Raw genomic sequence first — 19251 nt, 5'->3', positions numbered from 1 at the left:
ATGTTATTCATGCCACGTCTTTGAAAGACATCACAAAATCAAACACACCATGCGGCAAAAAACGACGCCCTGTTGGCTATTTTTTGCTGGCGACAAGCTGACGGAAAAAGCTCACCGTATTCGTAAAGATTCAACTTATTGCGTAATACGGAGCAAAAAATGGCAAACGTACAGGAGTGGCAAACACTCGCCAATAAAGAACTCAGTCGCCGGGAAAAAACCGTCGAATCTCTGGAAAGACAGACGGCGGAAGGGATTGCCATCAAGCCGCTGTATACCGAGGCCGATCTCGATAATCTGGAAGTAACCGGTACTCTCCCCGGCCTGCCGCCGTATGTGCGCGGTCCGCGCGCCACCATGTATACCGCGCAGCCGTGGACCATTCGCCAGTACGCCGGTTTCTCAACTGCCAAAGAGTCCAACGCCTTTTACCGCCGCAACCTCGCCGCCGGGCAAAAAGGGCTTTCCGTCGCCTTTGATCTTGCCACTCACCGTGGCTATGACTCTGATAATCCTCGTGTGGCGGGTGACGTCGGCAAAGCGGGCGTGGCGATCGATACTGTCGAAGATATGAAGGTACTGTTCGACCAGATCCCGCTGGATAAGATGTCGGTATCAATGACCATGAACGGCGCAGTGCTGCCGGTACTGGCGTTTTACATCGTCGCTGCAGAAGAACAAGGCGTAACGCCGGAACAGCTCACCGGGACCATTCAGAACGATATTCTGAAAGAATACCTGTGTCGCAACACCTACATTTATCCGCCAAAACCTTCGATGCGCATTATCGCCGACATCATCGCCTGGTGTTCTGGCAACATGCCGCGCTTTAACACCATCAGTATCAGCGGCTACCACATGGGCGAAGCTGGCGCGAACTGCGTGCAGCAGGTGGCCTTTACGCTGGCAGACGGTATTGAGTACATCAAAGCTGCACTCTCTGCTGGATTGAAAATTGATGACTTTGCCCCGCGCCTGTCGTTCTTCTTCGGCATCGGCATGGATCTGTTCATGAATGTCGCCATGTTGCGCGCAGCGCGTTATTTGTGGAGCGAAGCGGTCAGCAGTTTTGGCGCGACCAACCCAAAATCTCTCGCTCTGCGAACCCACTGTCAGACATCCGGCTGGAGCCTGACCGAGCAGGACCCGTACAACAACGTCATTCGCACCACCATCGAAGCACTCGGTGCCACACTCGGCGGTACGCAGTCTTTGCATACCAACGCCTTTGATGAAGCGCTCGGTCTGCCCACTGATTTCTCCGCGCGCATTGCGCGCAATACGCAGATCATCATTCAGGAAGAATCGGAGATCTGCCGCACCGTCGATCCGCTGGCCGGATCGTATTACGTCGAGTCGCTCACCGATCACATCGTTAAGCAGGCACGCACGATCATTAAACAGATCGATGAAGTCGGCGGCATGGCGAAAGCGATCGAAGCCGGGTTGCCGAAACGGATGATCGAAGAAGCCTCGGCACGTGAACAATCGCTGATCGACCAGGGCAAGCGCGTCATCGTTGGCGTGAACAAGTACAAGCTGGATAAAGAAGACGAGACGTCGGTTCTGGAGATCGACAACGTGAAAGTGCGTAACGAGCAGATTGCTTCGTTGCAGCATATCCGCGCTACGCGTGACAATGATGCCGTCAAAACTGCACTGTCAGCGCTGACCCACGCCGCACAGCACAATGAAAACCTGTTGACCGCCGCCGTCAACGCCGCCCGCGTTCGCGCCACGCTGGGTGAAATCTCCGACGCGCTGGAGGTTGCCTTTGACCGCTATCTGGTTCCCAGCCAGTGCGTTACCGGCGTGATTGCGCAAAGCTACCATCAGTCCGATAAATCAGCTGACGAATTTGACGCCATTGTTGCGCAAACCGGGCGGTTCCTGGCGGAGCATGGCCGCCGCCCCCGTATTCTGATCGCCAAGATGGGTCAGGATGGTCACGATCGCGGCGCGAAGGTGATCGCCAGCGCCTACTCCGACCTCGGATTCGATGTTGATCTCAGCCCGATGTTCTCCACACCGGAAGAGATTGCCCGCCTGGCCGTAGAAAACGATGTGCATGTGATTGGCGCATCATCACTGGCAGCAGGTCATAAAACGCTAATCCCGGAACTGGTCACCGCGCTCAAAAACTGGGGGCGCGAAGATATCTGCGTGGTCGCTGGAGGGGTTATCCCGCCGCAGGATTACACCTTCCTGCACGAACGTGGCGTCGCTGCCATTTATGGCCCTGGTACGCCGATGCTCGACAGCGTCCGCGATGTGTTGACCCGCATTAGCCAACATCATGATTAACGCCGCCACGCTTGAGGATACCGTCCGGCGCCTGCGCCTGGGTGAGCGCGCCACGCTCGCGCAGGCGATGACGCTGGTCGAAAGTTGCCATCCGCGCCACCAGACGCTGAGTACGCAATTGCTGGACGCGATTATGCCGTTCACCGGTAACGCCCTGCGCCTAGGGATCACCGGTACGCCGGGCGCGGGCAAAAGCACGTTCCTGGAAGCGTTCGGTATGCTGTTGATCCACCACGGATTACGGGTGGCGGTGATCGCCGTCGATCCCAGCAGCCCGGTCAGCGGCGGCAGCATTCTGGGTGATAAAACCCGCATGACGGAGCTTGCCCGCGCAGAATCCGCGTTTATTCGCCCGGTGCCTTCCGGCGGGCATTTAGGCGGTGCCAGCCAGCGTGCGCGTGAGTTAATGCTGCTGTGCGAAGCAGCGGGCTTTGACGTGGTGATTGTGGAAACCGTCGGCGTCGGGCAGTCCGAAACCGAAGTGGCCCGGATGGTAGATTGCTTTATCTCGTTGCAGATAGCCGGTGGCGGTGACGATCTACAGGGCATCAAGAAAGGGATGATGGAGATGGCTGACCTGATCGTTATCAACAAAGATGACGGTGATAACCGCAGCAACGTCGCCATTACCCGCCACATGTATCAATCCGCCCTGCACATTCTGCGCCGCAAGTATGACGAGTGGCAGCCGCAGGTTCTGACCTGTAGTGCGCTCGAAAAGCGTGGCATCGAGGAAATCTGGCAGACGATAACCGACTTCAGAACGCGTCTTACCACCAGCGGTCGGCTGGAAAAAGTGCGTCAACAACAGGCGGTTGAGTGGATACAGAAACAGGCTGAAGAAGAAGCGCTGCATCTGCTGTTTGCCTGTGCGGATTTCGACCGCTATTACCAGCAAACGCTACAGTCCGTGAAAAACAATGATCTTTCGCCGCGCACCGGGCTGCGGCACATCAGCGAATTTATCCAGCATCATTACTTTGAATAAAGAGAACATTATGTCTTATCAATACGTCAACGTTGTCATCATCCAGAAAGTCGCGGTCATTGAATTCAACTATGCCCGCAAGCTCAATGCCCTGAGTAAAGTATTTATCGACGATCTGATACAGGCGCTGAGCGATCTCAATCGCCCGGAAATTCGCTGCATTATTCTGCGCGCACCAAGCGGGGCAAAAGTGTTCTCTGCCGGGCATGATATTCATGAACTCCCAACCGGACGTCGCGATCCCCTCTCCTATGACGATCCGCTGCGTCAGATAACCCGCATGATCCAAAAATATCCGAAACCCGTGATCTCCATGGTTGAAGGCAGCGTCTGGGGAGGGGCATTTGAGATGATCATGAGTTCCGATCTGATTATCTCCGCTGAAACGTCCACCTTTTCGATGACGCCAGTCAATCTTGGTGTGCCCTATAACCTGGTGGGCATCCATAACCTGACTCGTGATGCAGGCTTTCACATCGTGAAAGAGCTGATTTTTACCGCCTCGCCCATTACAGCACAACGCGCCATGGCTGTCGGGATCCTTAACCATGTCGTCCCTGTCGACGAACTGGAAGATTTCACCCTGCAAATGGCGCACCACATCTCAGAAAAAGCGCCGCTGGCGATCGCCGTTATCAAAGAAGAGCTGCGCGTGCTGGGTGAAGCACACACCATGAATTCCGACGAGTTCGAACGTATCCAGGGTATGCGTCGCGCGGTGTACGACAGCGAGGACTATCAGGAAGGGATGAATGCGTTTATGGAAAAACGTAAACCGAATTTTGTCGGCCACTAATTGCGGTCAGAGAAAGGAGAGAGCCATGAAACGGATGAGCGCTGAAGAAGCGGCAGAAATTATCCAACACGATGATATGGTGGCATTTAGCGGATTCACACCAGCAGGCTCACCAAAAGCATTGCCGACAGCGCTTGCCCGACGCGCCTGCGAACAGCATCAGGCCGGGCTGCCCTTTCAGATTCGGTTACTGACTGGGGCGTCAATTGGTGCTGCCGCTGACGATGCGTTATCAGAAGCAGATGCCGTTTCCTGGCGTGCGCCTTATCAAACCTCCTCCGGCCTGCGCGAGAAAATTAACCAGGGCCTGGTGAGATTTGTCGATCTCCATCTGAGTGAGGTTGCGCAGATGGTCAATTACGGCTTTTTTGGCGAGATCGATATTGCCGTTATTGAAGCTTCAGCCGTCGCGCCAGATGGACGGATTTGGCTCACCAGCGGGATCGGCAATGCGCCAACCTGGCTGCTGCGGGCAAAAAAAGTGGTAATCGAACTGAACCACTATCATAACCCGCGTGTGTCAGAGCTTGCCGACATTGTTATTCCAGGCGCGCCACCACGGCGGAACAGCGTGCCAATCTTTCATACCATGGATCGTGTAGGGACACAGTGCGTGCAGGTAGACCCGAAAAAGGTCGTTGCGATAGTGGATACCGAGCTGCCAGATGCCGGTAATGCGTCAGATAAAACCAATCCGGTCAGCCAGCAAATAGCCGATAACGTGGTCACCTTTCTGCTGGCAGAAATGGCGCACAAGCGAATTCCACCTGAGTTTTTGCCCCTGCAGAGCGGCGTGGGCAATATTAATAACGCAGTGATGGCACGACTGGGGGAAAACCCGGATATTCCGCCCTTTATGATGTATTCGGAGGTACTGCAGGAATCGGTGGTACATCTGCTGGAAACAGGGAAAGTAACCGGCGCCAGCGCCTCGAGTCTGACCATTTCCGCCCTATCGCTGCAAAAGATCTACAACAACATGGATTTCTTCACCAGCCGGATTGTGTTGCGCCCGCAGGAGATCTCCAATAACCCGGAGATTATCCGTCGTCTGGGGGTGATTGCGCTTAATGTCGGCCTGGAGTTTGATATCTATGGTCATGCTAACTCCACGCATGTCGCGGGGGTCAATCTGATGAACGGGATTGGCGGCAGCGGCGATTTCGAACGTAACGCCTATCTGTCAATCTTTATGGCCCCGTCAATCGCCAAAGGCGGGAAAATCTCCACTATTGTGCCGATGTGCAGCCATGTCGATCACAGCGAACATAGCGTGAAAGTGATCGTCACTGAACAGGGCATTGCCGATCTGCGCGGGTTATCTCCTCTGCAACGGGCACATACCATCATCGACAACTGTGCTCATCCGCTGTACCGGGACTACCTGCACCGCTATCTGGAAAAAGCGCCCGGCGGGCATATCCATCACGATCTCAGTCATGCCTTTGATCTACATCGCAATCTTATCGAGACCGGTTCCATGCTGGGTTAAGTTGCCGTACCGTCACGATCCTCAGCAATATGCTGTAGCATGGTGGCGGTATAGCGATGATTTTTCAGCGAATAGAGAAACTCCTGCATGTACATTGGACTGCCGGGGGCATCGAAATATTTCAACGTTGAAGGATTCACCAGTCGCCAGGCAAAATGCGGGATGACCGTCAGAAACTGCCCCCGCTCCACGGCGCTAATCTTGGCCATAAAGCTGTACGGGCGATAGATAATCGTCGGGTTGATCCCACAGGGACGCATGTAAGCATCCAGCATCGCCTCAAAGTTGGCGCGATTCTGGAAGCGCATCTGCAACCAGGGCAGCTCACGCAGCAAATCCTGTGGTTGTTTTTCTTCGTAACGCCGGGATACCAAAAACCCCAGGCGTAACGGCGGTAATTCACTTACTGCCAGATTATCCAGCTCCTGCACCCGGGGAGACACATGCTGCGGCGAGATAATAAAATCGAGCTGTCGGTCGAACAGATTATCAATCACCCCGTTTTCACTGAACTCGACGGCCTGGGCGCTGATACCATCGTACTTATCGCCAAGGCTAATCAACTGGTCAAAAATAATGGTTGGGTAGGTGTTGTCGATGCCAATGACGATTTCCCGCGAGCGACGAGAGGCATTATGGATTTCGTTATCAATAGCAGATAGCCGCTGATAGACGGGAAATAATTTCTGATACAGCTCCTGACCGGCTTTATTCAGACTGATGTTGTTATCTTTACGGGTAAACAGCGTATAGCCGATTTGATCTTCCAGTGCAGCAATGCTTTTGCCAAACGGTGATGCTGTCATGTGTATTTTTTCTGCCGCTCTGGCGATGTTATTCGTTTGCGCCAGCAGAATAAAATTACGCATCTTTTTCGAGATAAAAATATCCATAGCCACCTCATAAAATCACTACGGCATATCCTCATCAAGACAAAAAAAAGACTCGCGATGCGGTCGCATTTTTACAGTTGTTCACAGAAAAAACCCGGCGGATAAGCCGGGTCTGAAAAGATTACTGCGTTTTGGCAGGCGCTGCTGCTGGCTGACCCGCCGCGGGTTCGATCTGGAAGACCACATCAACCTGATCGTCAAACTGAATGACCGGCTGTTCGTAGGTTTCCTGAGCCGATGCAGCAGGTGCCGCGTCTGCCTTCATCATCCGTACCATTGGGCTCGGCTGATAATTGGAAACGTGGTAGCGCACACTGTACACCGGGCCAAGTTTGCTATTGAAGCCCGCAGCCAGCTGCTCTGCCTGATGAATGGCATCATCAATTGCGGCTTTACGTGCCTTGTCTTTGTAGGCATCTGGCTGAGCCACACCCAGCGATACCGAGCGGATCTCATTCAGACCCGCTTTCAGCGCGCCATCCAGCAGGGCGTTCAGCTTATCCAGCTGACGCAACGTAACCTCAACAGTACGTACCGCACGATAGCCTTTCAGTACGCTTTTACCATTCTGGTAGTCGTAGTCCGGCTGCGTACGCAGATTGGCGGAGCTAATATCCTTCTTCGCTATCTGGTTTTGCTCAAGGAAGGAAAGATACTGCGCCACACGCTCATCGGCTTGCTTTTTCGCAGATGCTGCATCCTTCGCCGCTACGTTCACTTCAATTGCCAGAGTGGCAATATCAGGTGTCGCATCGACGCTTGCCGTTCCGGAAGTCACGATGTGTGGTCCATTGGGCAATTCGTTTGCCTGTACCGATAGTGCGCTGAATCCGACTAATGCCGCCAGGGCGATGACTTTGAACTTCACTGTCGTTCCTCCATGTTACATATACCCCTAAACTCAGGGCGCATGCAGGCAAGCTTAGCCGATCTCGCCGCATTGTCCATCAGACAACACTTAGTTGAACAGCGCATGAACGTGCGCAACACCTTCTTTTGCCAGCTGAAAAGCGATAAACCACATCACTAATCCCACCAGCGTATTGATAATGCGCTGGGCTTTAGCAGTACGCAGACGCGGGGCCAGCCAGGCCGCCAGTAGTGCCAGACCAAAGAACCACAGGAACGATGCGCTGACGGTTCCCAGTGCAAACCAGCGCTTAGGTTCCACATCCAGTTGGCCGCCGAGGCTGCCCAGCACCACAAAAGTATCCAAATAGACATGTGGGTTTAGCCAGGTCACCGCCAGCATGGTGGCGATGATTTTCCAGCGGCCCTGCTTCAGTACCTCGGCACTGGCCAGCTCCAGGTTGCTGCTCAGCGCCGTTTTTAATGCACCAAAGCCATACCAGAGTAAAAACGCCACCCCGCCCCAGGTCACCAGCGCCATCAACCACGGCGACTGCATCAACAAGGCACTCCCCCCAAAGATACCGGCACAGATCAGCACTAAGTCGCTGATGGCGCAAAGTAAGGCAATCATGATGTGATACTGGCGACGAATACCCTGATTCATCACAAAAGCGTTCTGCGGTCCAAGTGGAAGGATCATGGCCGCGCCAAGCGCAAGACCTTGAAAATAATAAGATATCACGTTATTTATCCCGAGCTATTTCTCTTAAGCGCAGACTATAGCGCGGGAAAATCATTAGCGGAAATTGATAATATTAATCAGGGATAAGAGGAATTAATAGCTGGAGGGAAAATGCCGGATGGCGGCTGACGCTTTTTCCGGCCTGGAGGTTTTGTAGGCCCGGTAAGCGGTAACGCCACCGGGCACGTGATTACTCGGCCGCGCGCTCTTTCACGCGCTTAAAATTCACATCCATCTGCGGATATGGGAAGCTGATACCGTTGGCATCGAACTCACGTTTAATACGCTCCAGCACATCCCAGTAAACACTTTGCAGGTCGCCGCTGTTACTCCAGACACGTACCACAAAGTTAATGGAGGAAGCCCCCAGCTCATTCAGGCGCACCGTCATTTCACGATCTTTCAGGATACGCTCGTCAGACTGGATGATATCGGTAAGGATTTTCTTCACCTGATCGATATCGGAATCGTAGGCTACACCGATAATAAATTCGTTACGACGAACCGGTTCACGAGAGAAGTTGATGATATTCCCGGCGATGATTTTGCCGTTGGGGATCACCACAATCTTACCGTCTACGGTACGCATGGTCGTGGAGAAAATCTGCACGTTAAGCACGGTTCCGGCTACGCCGCCGAGGTCAACATACTCACTCGCACGGAACGGGCGGAACATCACCAGCAGCACACCTGCGGCAAGGTTAGACAACGAACCTTGTAATGCCAGACCAACGGCTAAACCTGCGGCACCGAGAACGGCAATCACCGAAGCCGTCTGCACCCCAACGCGTCCAAGGGCGGCAATCAGCGTGAACGCAATGATCCCGTAGCGCACCAGCGCAGAGAGGAAGTCGGCTACGGTCGCATCAATCTTACGCGCCACCATCAGACGGTTAACCGTGTTCGATACGATACGCGCCACAATCATACCGATAATAACAATGGCGATGGCCGCAACGATGTTGACGGCATAGCTCAACAGCAGTTCCTGGTTGCGGACCAGCCAGGTGCCCGCACCATTTATGCTGTCGACAACATTCAAATCTTCCATTTACTATTCCTTTTTTGCTTACCCAAACGGGAGAAATAAAGCCACCCCACCGGGGCGGGCAACCTGACAAGGGTAAACAATAAATCCGAATTTTGCCAAACAGATCACAGAATTCTCTGTCAGCAGCACATTGTCATGGCAATAAAAAAGGCCCGCATTTGCGGGCCTCATGTCACGTAGAACGACGTAAATTACAGAACGTCAACCGCGTTCAGTTCTTTGAAAGCCTGTTCCAGACGGGTGATCATGGTTGCCTGACCAGCACGCAGCCATACGCGCGGATCGTAGTATTTCTTGTTCGGCTGATCTTCGCCTTTCGGGTTGCCCAGCTGACCCTGCAGGTAAGCTTCATTGGCTTTGTAGTAGTTCAGAACGCCTTCCCAGGTAGCCCATTGGGTATCGGTATCGATGTTCATTTTCACTACACCGTAGCTTACGGAGTCTTTGATTTCCTGAGCAGTAGAACCGGAACCGCCGTGGAAGACGAAGTTCAGGCTGTTGTGCGGCAGGTTATGTTTCTTAGAAACATAGTCCTGAGAATCACGCAGGATGGTCGGGGTCAGAACCACGTTGCCTGGCTTGTACACGCCGTGTACGTTGCCGAAGGAAGCAGCGATGGTGAAACGCGGGCTGATTTTGCTCAGCTCAGTGAACGCGTAATCAACGTCTTCTGGTTGGGTGTACAGGGCAGAAGCGTCCATGTGGCTGTTGTCCACGCCGTCTTCTTCACCACCGGTGCAACCCAGTTCGATTTCCAGAGTCATGCCCATTTTGGACATACGCGCCAGATATTTGGAGCAGATTTCAATGTTCTCTTCCAGAGACTCTTCAGACAGGTCGATCATGTGAGAAGAGAACAGCGGTTTGCCCGTTGCTGCAAAGTGTTTTTCACCCGCGTCCAGCAGACCGTCGATCCACGGCAGCAGTTTCTTCGCGCAGTGGTCAGTGTGCAGGATAACCGGAACACCGTAGTGTTCAGCCATCTGGTGAACGTGATGTGCGCCAGAGATAGCACCCAGGATTGCAGCGCCCTGAGGAACGTCGGACTTCACGCCTTTACCCGCGATGAAAGAAGCACCACCGTTGGAGAACTGAACGATTACCGGCGCTTTAACTTTTGCAGCGGTTTCCAGAACGGCGTTGATGGAGTCGGTACCAACGCAGTTAACAGCTGGCAGAGCAAAGTTGTTTTCTTTAGCTACCTGGAAAACTTTCTGAACGTCGTCGCCAGTGATGACGCCCGGTTTTACGAAATCAAAAATTTTAGACATGTTACGTAGTCCTGTATCTGTATCTTCGACCGTTGAAGAAGGTTCGCGAGCGTTTAAGCGCGCTGAAAAACAGGCGGGTCACCCCGCCTGAACTGAATTACTTCTTAGCGCGCTCTTCGAGCATCGCTACTGCTGGCAGGACTTTGCCTTCCACGAATTCGAGGAATGCGCCGCCGCCAGTAGAGATGTAGGAGATTTTGTCAGCAATACCGAACAGGTCGATTGCTGCCAGGGTGTCACCGCCGCCTGCGATAGAGAACGCTTCGCTGTCTGCAATGGCGTTAGCTACGATTTCAGTACCTTTGCGGAAGTTCGGGAATTCGAACACGCCAACCGGGCCGTTCCACAGAATGGTTTTCGCATTCTTCAGGATGTCAGCCAGCTGCTGTGCAGAAGCGTCGCCGATATCCAGAATCTGCTCGTCTTCTTTCACATCGCTAACGGATTTCAGCGTAGCCGGTGCAGTTTCAGAGAATTCAGTCGCTACGCGGACGTCGGTCGGGACCGGGATGTCGCAAGTGGTCAGCAGACGCTTAGCTTCGTCAACCAGGTCAGCTTCGTACAGGGATTTACCGACGTTGTGGCCTTGAGCGGCAACAAAGGTATTCGCAATACCACCGCCAACGATCAGCTGGTCAGCGATCTTAGACAGGGAGTCCAGAACAGTCAGTTTGGTAGAAACTTTAGAACCACCAACGATAGCGACCATTGGGCGAGCTGGTTCTTTCAGCGCTTTACCCAGTGCATCCAGCTCTTCAGCCAGCAGCGGACCCGCACACGCTACATCAGCGAATTTACCGATACCGTGAGTGGAAGCCTGTGCGCGGTGTGCAGTACCGAATGCGTCCATGACGAATACGTCGCACAGTGCGGCATATTTTTTGGACAGCGCTTCGTCGTCTTTCTTCTCGCCTTTGTTGAAGCGAACGTTTTCCAGAACAACCAGTTCACCGGCAGCGACTTCAACGCCGTCCAGGTAATCTTTTACCAGGCGAACCGGAGCAGACAGTTTGTCTTTCAGGTAGTTAACAACCGGCAGCAGAGAGAATTCTTCGTTGTACTCGCCTTCGGTAGGACGACCCAGGTGGGAAGTTACCATCACTTTAGCACCCTGTTTCAGGGCCAGTTCGATGGTTGGCAGGGAAGCACGGATACGCGCATCGCTGGTTACTTTCCCTTCTTTAACTGGTACGTTCAGATCCGCACGGATAAAAACACGTTTACCAGCAAGATCCAGATCGGTCATCTTAATTACAGACATGGTGAATCCTCTCGTTGATTCTTAAAGTTTTGCAAGCGCTCACGCGCCTTACCTGAAACCAATAGCAGCCATCGCTAACGTTGTGTCGAGCATACGGTTAGCAAAGCCCCATTCATTATCGCACCAGACCAGGGTCTTGATCAGGTGAGCGCCACTCACGCGCGTTTGCGTACCATCAACGATGGCGCTGTGCGGGTCGTGGTTAAAATCTACAGAGACCAACGGTAATTCCGTATAGTCAACTATACCATGAAATGCACCTTGTGCTGCTTTTTGCAGCAACTGGTTGACTTCACTGGCTTTTACCGGTTTTTTCACCGTCACGCTTAAGTCGATCGCCGTCACATTAATGGTCGGTACACGTACCGCAATCGCTTCAAAACGATCGTTAAATTGCGGAAAAATTCGTGTGATACCCGCCGCCAGTTTGGTATCAACCGGGATGATCGACTGGCTGGCCGCTCGCGTGCGACGCAGGTCGGGATGATAGGCATCAATAACCTGCTGATCGTGCATCGCGGAGTGGATCGTCGTGACGGTACCAGACTCGATGCCGTAAGCATCATCCAGCAATTTAATGACGGGAATTATACAATTCGTGGTGCAGGAGGCGTTGGAGACGATCCGGTGCTCAGCGCGCAGTTGCTCCTGGTTAACGCCAAACACAACGGTTGCGTCGATGTCGTGACTGCCAGGATGTGAAAAGAGCACTTTTTTAGCACCAGCGGCAATGTGCGCCTCGCCGTGTTCGCGGTTGCCGAAGACACCGGTGCAGTCCAGCACAACGTCGACGCCCAATTCACGCCACGGAAGCGCATCAAGGGTTCGCTCATGCAGAATGCGAATCGCGTCATCGCCAACGATGAGCTGGTCACGTTCCTGACGAACATCCCAGGCAAAACGCCCATGGCTGGTGTCATATTTCAACAAATGCGCCATGCCTGCGGCATCCGCCAGTTCGTTGATTGCCACCACGGTGATTTCCGCCCGACGCCCGGATTCATACAAAGCACGAACCACGTTACGTCCGATGCGACCGAAACCATTAATCGCTACGCGTACGGTCATAGGTCTCCTGCAAGGATTTCTCAGAAACGATGTGGCTGACAGAGTAATGCAGCAAACCGCTCAGGGAAACCTTACCTGTCGCAAACTGCGACTAATTGATTAATTGTCGAACATTTAATCGACTGAAACGCTTCAGCTAGAATAAGCGAAACAAGGAATAAAAGGAATGATTGTCCAGCAACAGAACACAGTTATCTGACTTGCGTCACATTTTAAAGCCCTTCACGGCTAAATTTATTCCATATTCCAGAATTGCGAATAAGCGTAGCAAGATTATTTCGTTGCCGTGTCACAAATCCTGATTTATATCAGAAAGCTCCCTAACCTGCGTCTATATTATCAGCGCTACGTCCGAGTCTCGGAGTCCCTCAATAATGGCTACATTCAATCCTCAATCATCTGAAGCTCGCTTTCATGCGCTGCGTTTGTTACCCGGTCAGGAAGTTTTTTCTCAGCTACATGCCTTTGTCCAACAACACCAGTTGCAGGCGGCATGGATAGCAGGTTGTACCGGAAGCCTGACCAACGTCGCGTTACGCTACGCCGGACGTGAAGAAACCACATTACTCACCGGTACCTGGGAAGTCATCTCCCTGAACGGCACGCTGGAACTTACTGGCGAACACCTCCATCTTGCGGTGTCCGATCCACAAGGCGCCATGCTGGGGGGCCACATGATGGCAGGCTGCACCGTGCGCACCACGCTGGAACTGGTCATTGGCGAGCTAACAAGTCTGGCATTTAGTCGTCAACCCTGCGCCGTTTCCGGTTATGACGAACTGGTTATTTCATCCCGCTAACGCTTCACTTAAAAGAGGTCTTCTATGGCGCGTCGCCAATTTTCCAGCCAGTCTCTGGTACTGATTGTCATTGCTATCGCTATCAACATGGTCGGGGGGCAGCTTATCAGTATGTTGAAATTGCCCATTTTTCTCGACTCCATTGGCACCTTAATTAGCGCGGTACTGTTAGGCCCGGTTGTGGGGATGTTGACCGGCTTGCTCACGAACCTGCTGTGGGGACTGCTGACCGATCCAATTGCAGCCGCCTTCGCTCCTGTGGCGATGGTTATCGGCCTGGTTGCCGGTTGGCTGGCGCGGGCAGGCTGGTTTCGCACCTTACCTAAAGTGGTCGTCAGCGGTGTGATCATCACCCTGGCCGTCACGCTTGTTGCCGTGCCTATCCGCACCACATTGTTTGGTGGCGTCACTGGCAGCGGTGCTGATTTATTTGTCGCCTGGATGCATTCCGTCGGCCAGAACCTGGTTGAATCTGTTGCTATCACGGTTCTCGGTGCGAATCTGGTCGATAAAATTCTGACGGCGGTGATCGTCTGGGTACTGCTGCGTCAGCTTCCGCTGCGCACAACTCGTCATTTCCCAACGATGTCTGCTGTACGCTAAATGCACCCGTTTACGTCATTAGCGCTGTGGGCGCTCGCCGCCTGCACCACACTCCTGTTACCAGCAGGAGTACTACTTAGCCTGTACAGCACAGCAACCTTTCTCTGCTTGCTGTGTATGAAGGCGACACGACCGCGGGCGAAGTATGTCGTCTGGCTGGTGATCCCCTTCGGCCTGGGGCTGTGGCTGGTACATGGCGGATGGCTTACCGAATGGATCGGTGGGCAACCGCGCGAACCCGAGCGTTGGGCAAATGCCATTACGCTCTGGCTACGGATCCTGGCCATCGTATCCACGTCACAACTGTGGATGCAGTACGTTCCGGTCTCACGATTTATGCGCGCCCTGTTTGCTTCTCGGCTACCGCCTGGTGTGGCCTACCTGTTTGCAGGACCATTACTGGTCGTCGAACAGCTAAAACATCAGTTAGCGATTATTCATGAAGCCCAGCGTGCACGCGGCGTGCCGCTGGATGAGGGCTGGCACCAACGTTTACGTGCTATGCCTGCATTGATTGTGCCCCTTACCCATAATGCGCTCAACGATCTGGTTGTACGCGGTGCGGCGTTGGATATGCGGGGGTTTCGCCTGCATCGTACACGTACCACGCTATGGGCGCCGCCAGACAGCACCGTCCAGCGCCTGGCACGCTACGCCATGGTCGTACTGATGGTGGTCGAAACAGGAGTCTGGATATGGTTACGTTAGAACAGTTTTGCTATCTTCCGGCGCATGCCACACGTCCGTCCGCCCGCTTCAATTTCCACTACGCTGACCCCGGTATGGTGGCTATCTTTGGCGATAATGGCAGCGGGAAAAGTACGCTGGCGCAACTGATAGCAGGCTGGTGCCCCGATTTTCTTCCCGGGAAGATCGAAGGTAAAGGAACACTGCTGGGCAATCCTGTCGGACAATTGTCGCTCGTCGAACAATCATGCACCATCCAACTCGTACAGCAATCACCTTATCTGCAACTGTCCGGTTGTACTTTTAGCGTTGAGGAGGAAGTGGCATTTGGCCCGGAAAACCTCTGTCTGGACGAGGCTGAAATAATGCGTCGAATTGACGCAGCCCTCACACTGACAGCATGCCAGCCACTACGTCATCGCCATCCCGGATCGCTTTCCGGCGGCGAAACCCAGCGGGTGGTAATTGCCAGCGCGCTCGCCATGCAGCCGAAAATATTGATTCTCGATGAAGCATTCAGCCGCCTGACGGTACAGGCAACTACGATGCTACTGGAGCGACTGCAGCAATGGGCACAAGAACATCAAGCATTGATTGTGTTGTTCGAGCGCAATCATTCCCCTTTCCTTAGCTACTGCCAGCAGGCGTGGCGACTGCACGACGGAGCACTCTCGCCATTATGCTAACGCTCAACCAGGTCAGCTATCGCTGGCCGAACGCCGCCGATGACTGCTTGCGCACTATCTCGCTTGAACTCAGAGAAGGGGAATGGCTGGCCTTAACGGGCGATAATGGTGCCGGAAAATCCACATTGCTGCGCGTCATGGCCGGACTACTGTCCCCGTCGTCCGGCACAATCACCCTGCAGAGCCGTCCGATTGCGCAACTGAAAAACCGGGAGCGTGCTAAATCGCTCGGCGTCCTGTTTCAGGAAGCTGAAAATCAACTCTTTCACAGCAAGGTGGCAGAGGAAGTGGCTTTTGGATTGCGATTGCAGAAACGCCCTGCAACAGAAGTTGCGCAACGCACTGCAGCCGCACTGCAACTCTGCCAGTTAGAAGAGGTTGCCGATGCCCATCCACTGGATTTGCATACCGCGCAGCGCCGCATGGTCGCCGTTGCCAGTCTGGAGGCTATTGCACCCGCCATTTTGCTGCTTGATGAACCCAGCCGGGATTTTGACGCACACTGGTTGGGCGTATTCGAAAATTGGCTTGCGGTGTGTCGCGCACGAGGAACCAGCGTCGTCGCGATAAGTCATGATCCGGCGTTTACACAGCGCCACTTTTCCCGCATGGTGCGGCTTGAGTCCGGGCAACTGCACCCTGAACGGCTCTGATAAGCAAAAAAAACGGGCCGCCTGAGCGACCCGTTTTCATCTGTAATCGAAATTACAGCAGTTCTTTTGCTTTCGCGACGACGTTGTCGACGGTAAAGCCGAACTCTTCAAACAGCAGCTCTGCCGGTGCAGACTCACCGAAGGTGGTCATCCCGACGATTGCGCCATTCAGACCCACGTATTTGAACCAGTAGTCAGCGATACCGGCTTCAATTGCCACACGCGCAGAGACCGCTTTTGGCAGTACGGATTCGCGGTAAGCCGCATCCTGCTTATCGAAAGCATCGGTAGACGGCATGGATACCACGCGCGCTTTCACGCCTTCAGCAGTCAGTTTGTCCCATGCAGCCACCGCCAGCTCAACTTCAGAGCCGGTCGCGATGAAGATCAGTTCCGGCTGACCGGCACAGTCTTTCAGCACGTAGCCGCCGCGAGCGATGTTCGCCAGCTGTTCTGCAGTACGTTCCTGCTGCGCCAGGTTCTGACGGGAGAGGATCAGCGCGGTCGGGCCGTCCTGACGCTCAACACCGTATTTCCACGCCACAGCGGATTCAACCTGGTCACACGGACGCCATGTGCTCATGTTCGGGGTCACACGCAGAGAAGCGACCTGCTCTACCGGCTGGTGAGTCGGGCCATCTTCGCCCAGACCGATGGAGTCGTGGGTGTAGACCATCACCTGACGCTGTTTCATCAGCGCAGCCATACGCACCGCGTTACGGGCATATTCCACGAACATCAGGAAGGTAGAGGTGTACGGCAGGAAACCACCGTGCAGAGAGATACCGTTGGCGATAGCGGTCATACCGAATTCACGTACACCGTAATGGATGTAGTTACCGGCAGCATCTTCGTTAATCGCTTTAGAGCCAGACCAGATAGTCAGGTTTGATGGCGCCAGGTCGGCAGAACCACCAAGGAATTCAGGCAGCAACGGACCAAATGCTTCAATCGCGTTCTGGGATGCTTTACGGCTGGCGATTTTGGACGGGTTCGCCTGCAGTTTAGCAATGAATTCGCTCGCTTTTGCGTCGAAATCAGACGGCATTTCACCTTTCATACGACGGGTGAATTCAGCGGCTTCCTGTGGGAAGGCTTTGGCATAAGCAGCGAACTTCTCGTTCCATACCGCTTCTTTCGCCTGGCCTGCTTCTTTCGCATCCCACTGCGCGTAAATATCAGACGGGATTTCAAACGGCGCGTATTTCCAGCCCAGCTGTTCACGGGTCAGTGCGATCTCAGCATCGCCCAGCGGCGCACCGTGAGAGTCATGGGTGCCAGCTTTGTTCGGGGAACCGAAACCGATGATGGTTTTGCACATCAGCAGGGACGGTTTATCGGTAACCGCACGGGCTTCTTCAACGGCGCGCTTAATCGCGTCAGCATCGTGGCCATCAACGCCACGCACCACGTGCCAGCCGTAAGCCTCAAAACGCTTAGCGGTGTCATCAGTGAACCAGCCTTCAACGTGACCATCGATGGAGATACCGTTGTCATCGTAGAACGCCACCAGTTTACCCAGCTTCAGCGTACCGGCCAGGGAGCATACCTCGTGAGAGATACCTTCCATCATGCAGCCGTCGCCCATGAACGCATAGGTGAAGTGGTTAACAATGTCGTGGCCCGGACGGTTAAACTGCGCCGCCAGTGTTTTTTCAGCAATAGCCATACCCACTGCATTCGCAATACCCTGACCCAGAGGACCCGTCGTGGTTTCCACACCTGCGGTGTAACCGACTTCCGGGTGTCCCGGGGTTTTAGAGTGCAGCTGACGGAAGTTCTGCAGCTCGGACATCGGCAGATCGTAGCCGGTGAGGTGCAGCAGACTATAAATCAGCATGGAGCCGTGACCGTTGGACAGCACGAAGCGGTCACGGTCAGCCCAGGACGGGTTAGTCGGGTTGTGGTTCAGGAAATCACGCCACAGGACTTCGGCAATGTCAGCCATACCCATCGGGGCACCCGGGTGACCGGATTTGGCTTTCTGTACTGCGTCCATGCTCAGCGCACGAATAGCATTGGCAAGCTCTTTACGTGAGGACATTTTGACTCCAGATCGGATAATGAAGGCCGTGCCCTTAACGACTTGACGACAGAGCGTTTTGGGCTACGCCGGAAAAAAGTGCCAACAATGTAACCCAAGCCGCGTGTCATGTACATGGAGCATCCTTTTACTGTTTCAGAAATCTCTGGATCATGCGCGCATGTTGCGCAATCTACTCGCCCGCTTATTGTTCTTTTCTTTATACTTAGGCTGAGCGTCGGTTTACCTGCAAACGACGCAATTTTTAGAATAATCCTGACTTTGTGCGGAAGAGAAAACATGAAAATTCGCGCTTTACTGCTTGCTATGAGCATGGCGACGGCATTGACCGGTTGCCAGAATATGGACTCCAATGGACTGCTGTCTTCTGGCGCAGAGGCTTTTCAGGCCTACAGCCTGAGCGATGCTCAGGTGAAAGCGCTCAGCGATCAGGCCTGTAAGGATATGGACAGCAAAGCTACCATCGCTCCGGCTGACAGCGAATATGCGACGCGTCTTAGCAAAATCGCCACTGCGCTTGGCGACAACATTAACGGTCAGCCAGTGAACTACAAAGTCTATATGGCGAAAGATGTGAATGCCTTTGCCATGGCAAACGGCTGTATCCGCGTGTACAGCGGCCTGATGGATATGATGACGGATAACGAAGTTGAAGCAGTCATCGGCCACGAAATGGGTCACGTTGCGCTGGGTCACGTGAAAAAAGGTATGCAGGTTGCGCTAGGCACCAACGCCGTGCGTGCTGCGGCGGCATCTGCGGGCGGCATCGTCGGCAGCCTGTCGCAATCACAACTGGGCGATCTTGGCGAGAAACTGGTGAATTCACAGTTCTCTCAACGCCAGGAATCCGAAGCGGATGATTACTCGTATGATTTGTTGCGCAAGCGCGGCATCAACCCGGCGGGTTTAGCCACCAGCTTTGAGAAACTGGCAAAACTGGAGGCAGGACGTCAAAGCTCAATGTTTGACGATCACCCGGCATCCGCAGAACGTGCGCAACATATTCGCGATCGCATGAGCGCGGACGGGATCAAATAACCGTTAATCGTGCCGGATGCGG

General features: G+C 53.8%; 18 protein-coding genes. 10 read left to right on the top strand and 8 right to left on the bottom strand.

Translation table 11 applies throughout. The features are described 5' to 3' along the window. The first annotated feature begins 159 nt into the window (after positions 1–159). The 4 genes from scpA to FDX19_RS10380 are packed head-to-tail and all read left to right on the top strand — an operon-like array spanning position 160 to position 5580. On the top strand, positions 160–2304 hold the full coding sequence (gene scpA / locus FDX19_RS10395; RefSeq protein ID WP_137382642.1) for a methylmalonyl-CoA mutase: 2145 nt from the start codon (positions 160–162) through the stop codon (positions 2302–2304). Further along, entirely contained in the window at positions 2297–3292 is a 996-nt protein-coding gene (meaB, locus tag FDX19_RS10390) for a methylmalonyl Co-A mutase-associated GTPase MeaB (protein ID WP_137382641.1), read from the top strand. Before scpA ends, meaB begins: the two co-directional genes overlap by 8 nt. 10 nt (positions 3293–3302) lie before the next feature. Next, a complete protein-coding gene (gene scpB, locus FDX19_RS10385) occupies positions 3303–4088 on the top strand; it encodes a methylmalonyl-CoA decarboxylase (RefSeq protein WP_137382640.1) in 786 nt (261 codons plus the stop codon). A gap of 25 nt (positions 4089–4113) precedes the next feature. Beyond that, the gene (locus FDX19_RS10380; protein WP_137382639.1) at positions 4114–5580 is read left to right on the top strand and encodes an acetyl-CoA hydrolase/transferase family protein; all 1467 of its coding nucleotides are present in this window, start codon (positions 4114–4116) and stop codon (positions 5578–5580) included. Here FDX19_RS10380 and FDX19_RS10375 read toward each other — a convergent pair. The 7 genes from FDX19_RS10375 to epd all read right to left on the bottom strand — a co-directional run bounded on the left by FDX19_RS10375 (position 5577) and on the right by epd (position 12718). Then, positions 5577–6473 carry a LysR family transcriptional regulator gene (locus tag FDX19_RS10375; protein ID WP_137382638.1) on the bottom strand — a complete coding sequence of 299 codons (897 nt, stop codon included), beginning with the start codon at positions 6471–6473 and terminating at the stop codon, positions 5577–5579. The two genes, FDX19_RS10380 and FDX19_RS10375, sit on opposite strands and share 4 nt — an antisense overlap. A gap of 121 nt (positions 6474–6594) precedes the next feature. Further along, positions 6595–7341, bottom strand: coding sequence for an oxidative stress defense protein (locus FDX19_RS10370; RefSeq protein WP_137382637.1), 747 nt, complete (start codon positions 7339–7341; stop codon positions 6595–6597). Positions 7342–7431: 90 nt separating this feature from the next. Next, positions 7432–8067, bottom strand: a complete 636-nt coding sequence (gene argO / locus FDX19_RS10365; RefSeq protein WP_137382636.1) for an arginine exporter ArgO — start codon at positions 8065–8067, stop codon at positions 7432–7434. Positions 8068–8257: 190 nt separating this feature from the next. Beyond that, a complete protein-coding gene (locus FDX19_RS10360) occupies positions 8258–9118 on the bottom strand; it encodes a small-conductance mechanosensitive channel MscS (protein ID WP_137382635.1) in 861 nt (286 codons plus the stop codon). Between the two features lie 191 nt (positions 9119–9309). Next, entirely contained in the window at positions 9310–10389 is a 1080-nt protein-coding gene (gene fbaA / locus FDX19_RS10355; RefSeq protein ID WP_135324390.1) for a class II fructose-bisphosphate aldolase, read from the bottom strand. Between the two features lie 97 nt (positions 10390–10486). Beyond that, entirely contained in the window at positions 10487–11650 is a 1164-nt protein-coding gene (gene pgk, locus FDX19_RS10350) for a phosphoglycerate kinase (protein WP_043017527.1), read from the bottom strand. A gap of 48 nt (positions 11651–11698) precedes the next feature. Further along, the gene (gene epd / locus FDX19_RS10345) at positions 11699–12718 is read right to left on the bottom strand and encodes an erythrose-4-phosphate dehydrogenase (RefSeq protein ID WP_137382634.1); all 1020 of its coding nucleotides are present in this window, start codon (positions 12716–12718) and stop codon (positions 11699–11701) included. Between the two features lie 374 nt (positions 12719–13092). Between epd and FDX19_RS10340 the strand changes: the two genes are divergently transcribed. The 5 genes from FDX19_RS10340 to FDX19_RS10320 are packed head-to-tail and all read left to right on the top strand — an operon-like array spanning position 13093 to position 16147. Then, positions 13093–13518, top strand: a complete 426-nt coding sequence (locus tag FDX19_RS10340) for a PPC domain-containing DNA-binding protein (protein ID WP_137382633.1) — start codon at positions 13093–13095, stop codon at positions 13516–13518. Between the two features lie 24 nt (positions 13519–13542). After that, on the top strand, positions 13543–14121 hold the full coding sequence (locus FDX19_RS10335; protein WP_137382632.1) for an ECF transporter S component: 579 nt from the start codon (positions 13543–13545) through the stop codon (positions 14119–14121). After that, positions 14122–14829, top strand: a complete 708-nt coding sequence (locus FDX19_RS10330; RefSeq protein WP_137382631.1) for an energy-coupling factor transporter transmembrane component T — start codon at positions 14122–14124, stop codon at positions 14827–14829. Continuing rightward, positions 14817–15494, top strand: coding sequence for an ABC transporter ATP-binding protein (locus tag FDX19_RS10325; RefSeq protein ID WP_137382630.1), 678 nt, complete (start codon positions 14817–14819; stop codon positions 15492–15494). Before FDX19_RS10330 ends, FDX19_RS10325 begins: the two co-directional genes overlap by 13 nt. Continuing rightward, positions 15488–16147: an ABC transporter ATP-binding protein gene (locus FDX19_RS10320; RefSeq protein ID WP_137382629.1), complete on the top strand. Its 660-nt coding sequence runs from the start codon at positions 15488–15490 to the stop codon at positions 16145–16147. The genes FDX19_RS10325 and FDX19_RS10320 overlap by 7 nt, the downstream gene beginning before the upstream one ends. A 52-nt stretch (positions 16148–16199) precedes the next feature. Here FDX19_RS10320 and tkt read toward each other — a convergent pair whose 3' ends face one another. Beyond that, positions 16200–18191, bottom strand: coding sequence for a transketolase (gene tkt / locus FDX19_RS10315; RefSeq protein WP_137382628.1), 1992 nt, complete (start codon positions 18189–18191; stop codon positions 16200–16202). A gap of 279 nt (positions 18192–18470) precedes the next feature. Between tkt and FDX19_RS10310 the strand changes: the two genes are divergently transcribed. Next, positions 18471–19229: a M48 family metallopeptidase gene (locus tag FDX19_RS10310; protein WP_137382627.1), complete on the top strand. Its 759-nt coding sequence runs from the start codon at positions 18471–18473 to the stop codon at positions 19227–19229. Positions 19230–19251: the final 22 nt, after the last annotated feature.

The sequence above is a fragment of the Citrobacter sp. wls619 genome (assembly GCF_005281345.1).
GTDB lineage: Bacteria > Pseudomonadota > Gammaproteobacteria > Enterobacterales > Enterobacteriaceae > Citrobacter.
Note: the sequence above shows the minus strand (reverse complement) of the source record. Positions and strands in the feature narration are given on the sequence as shown.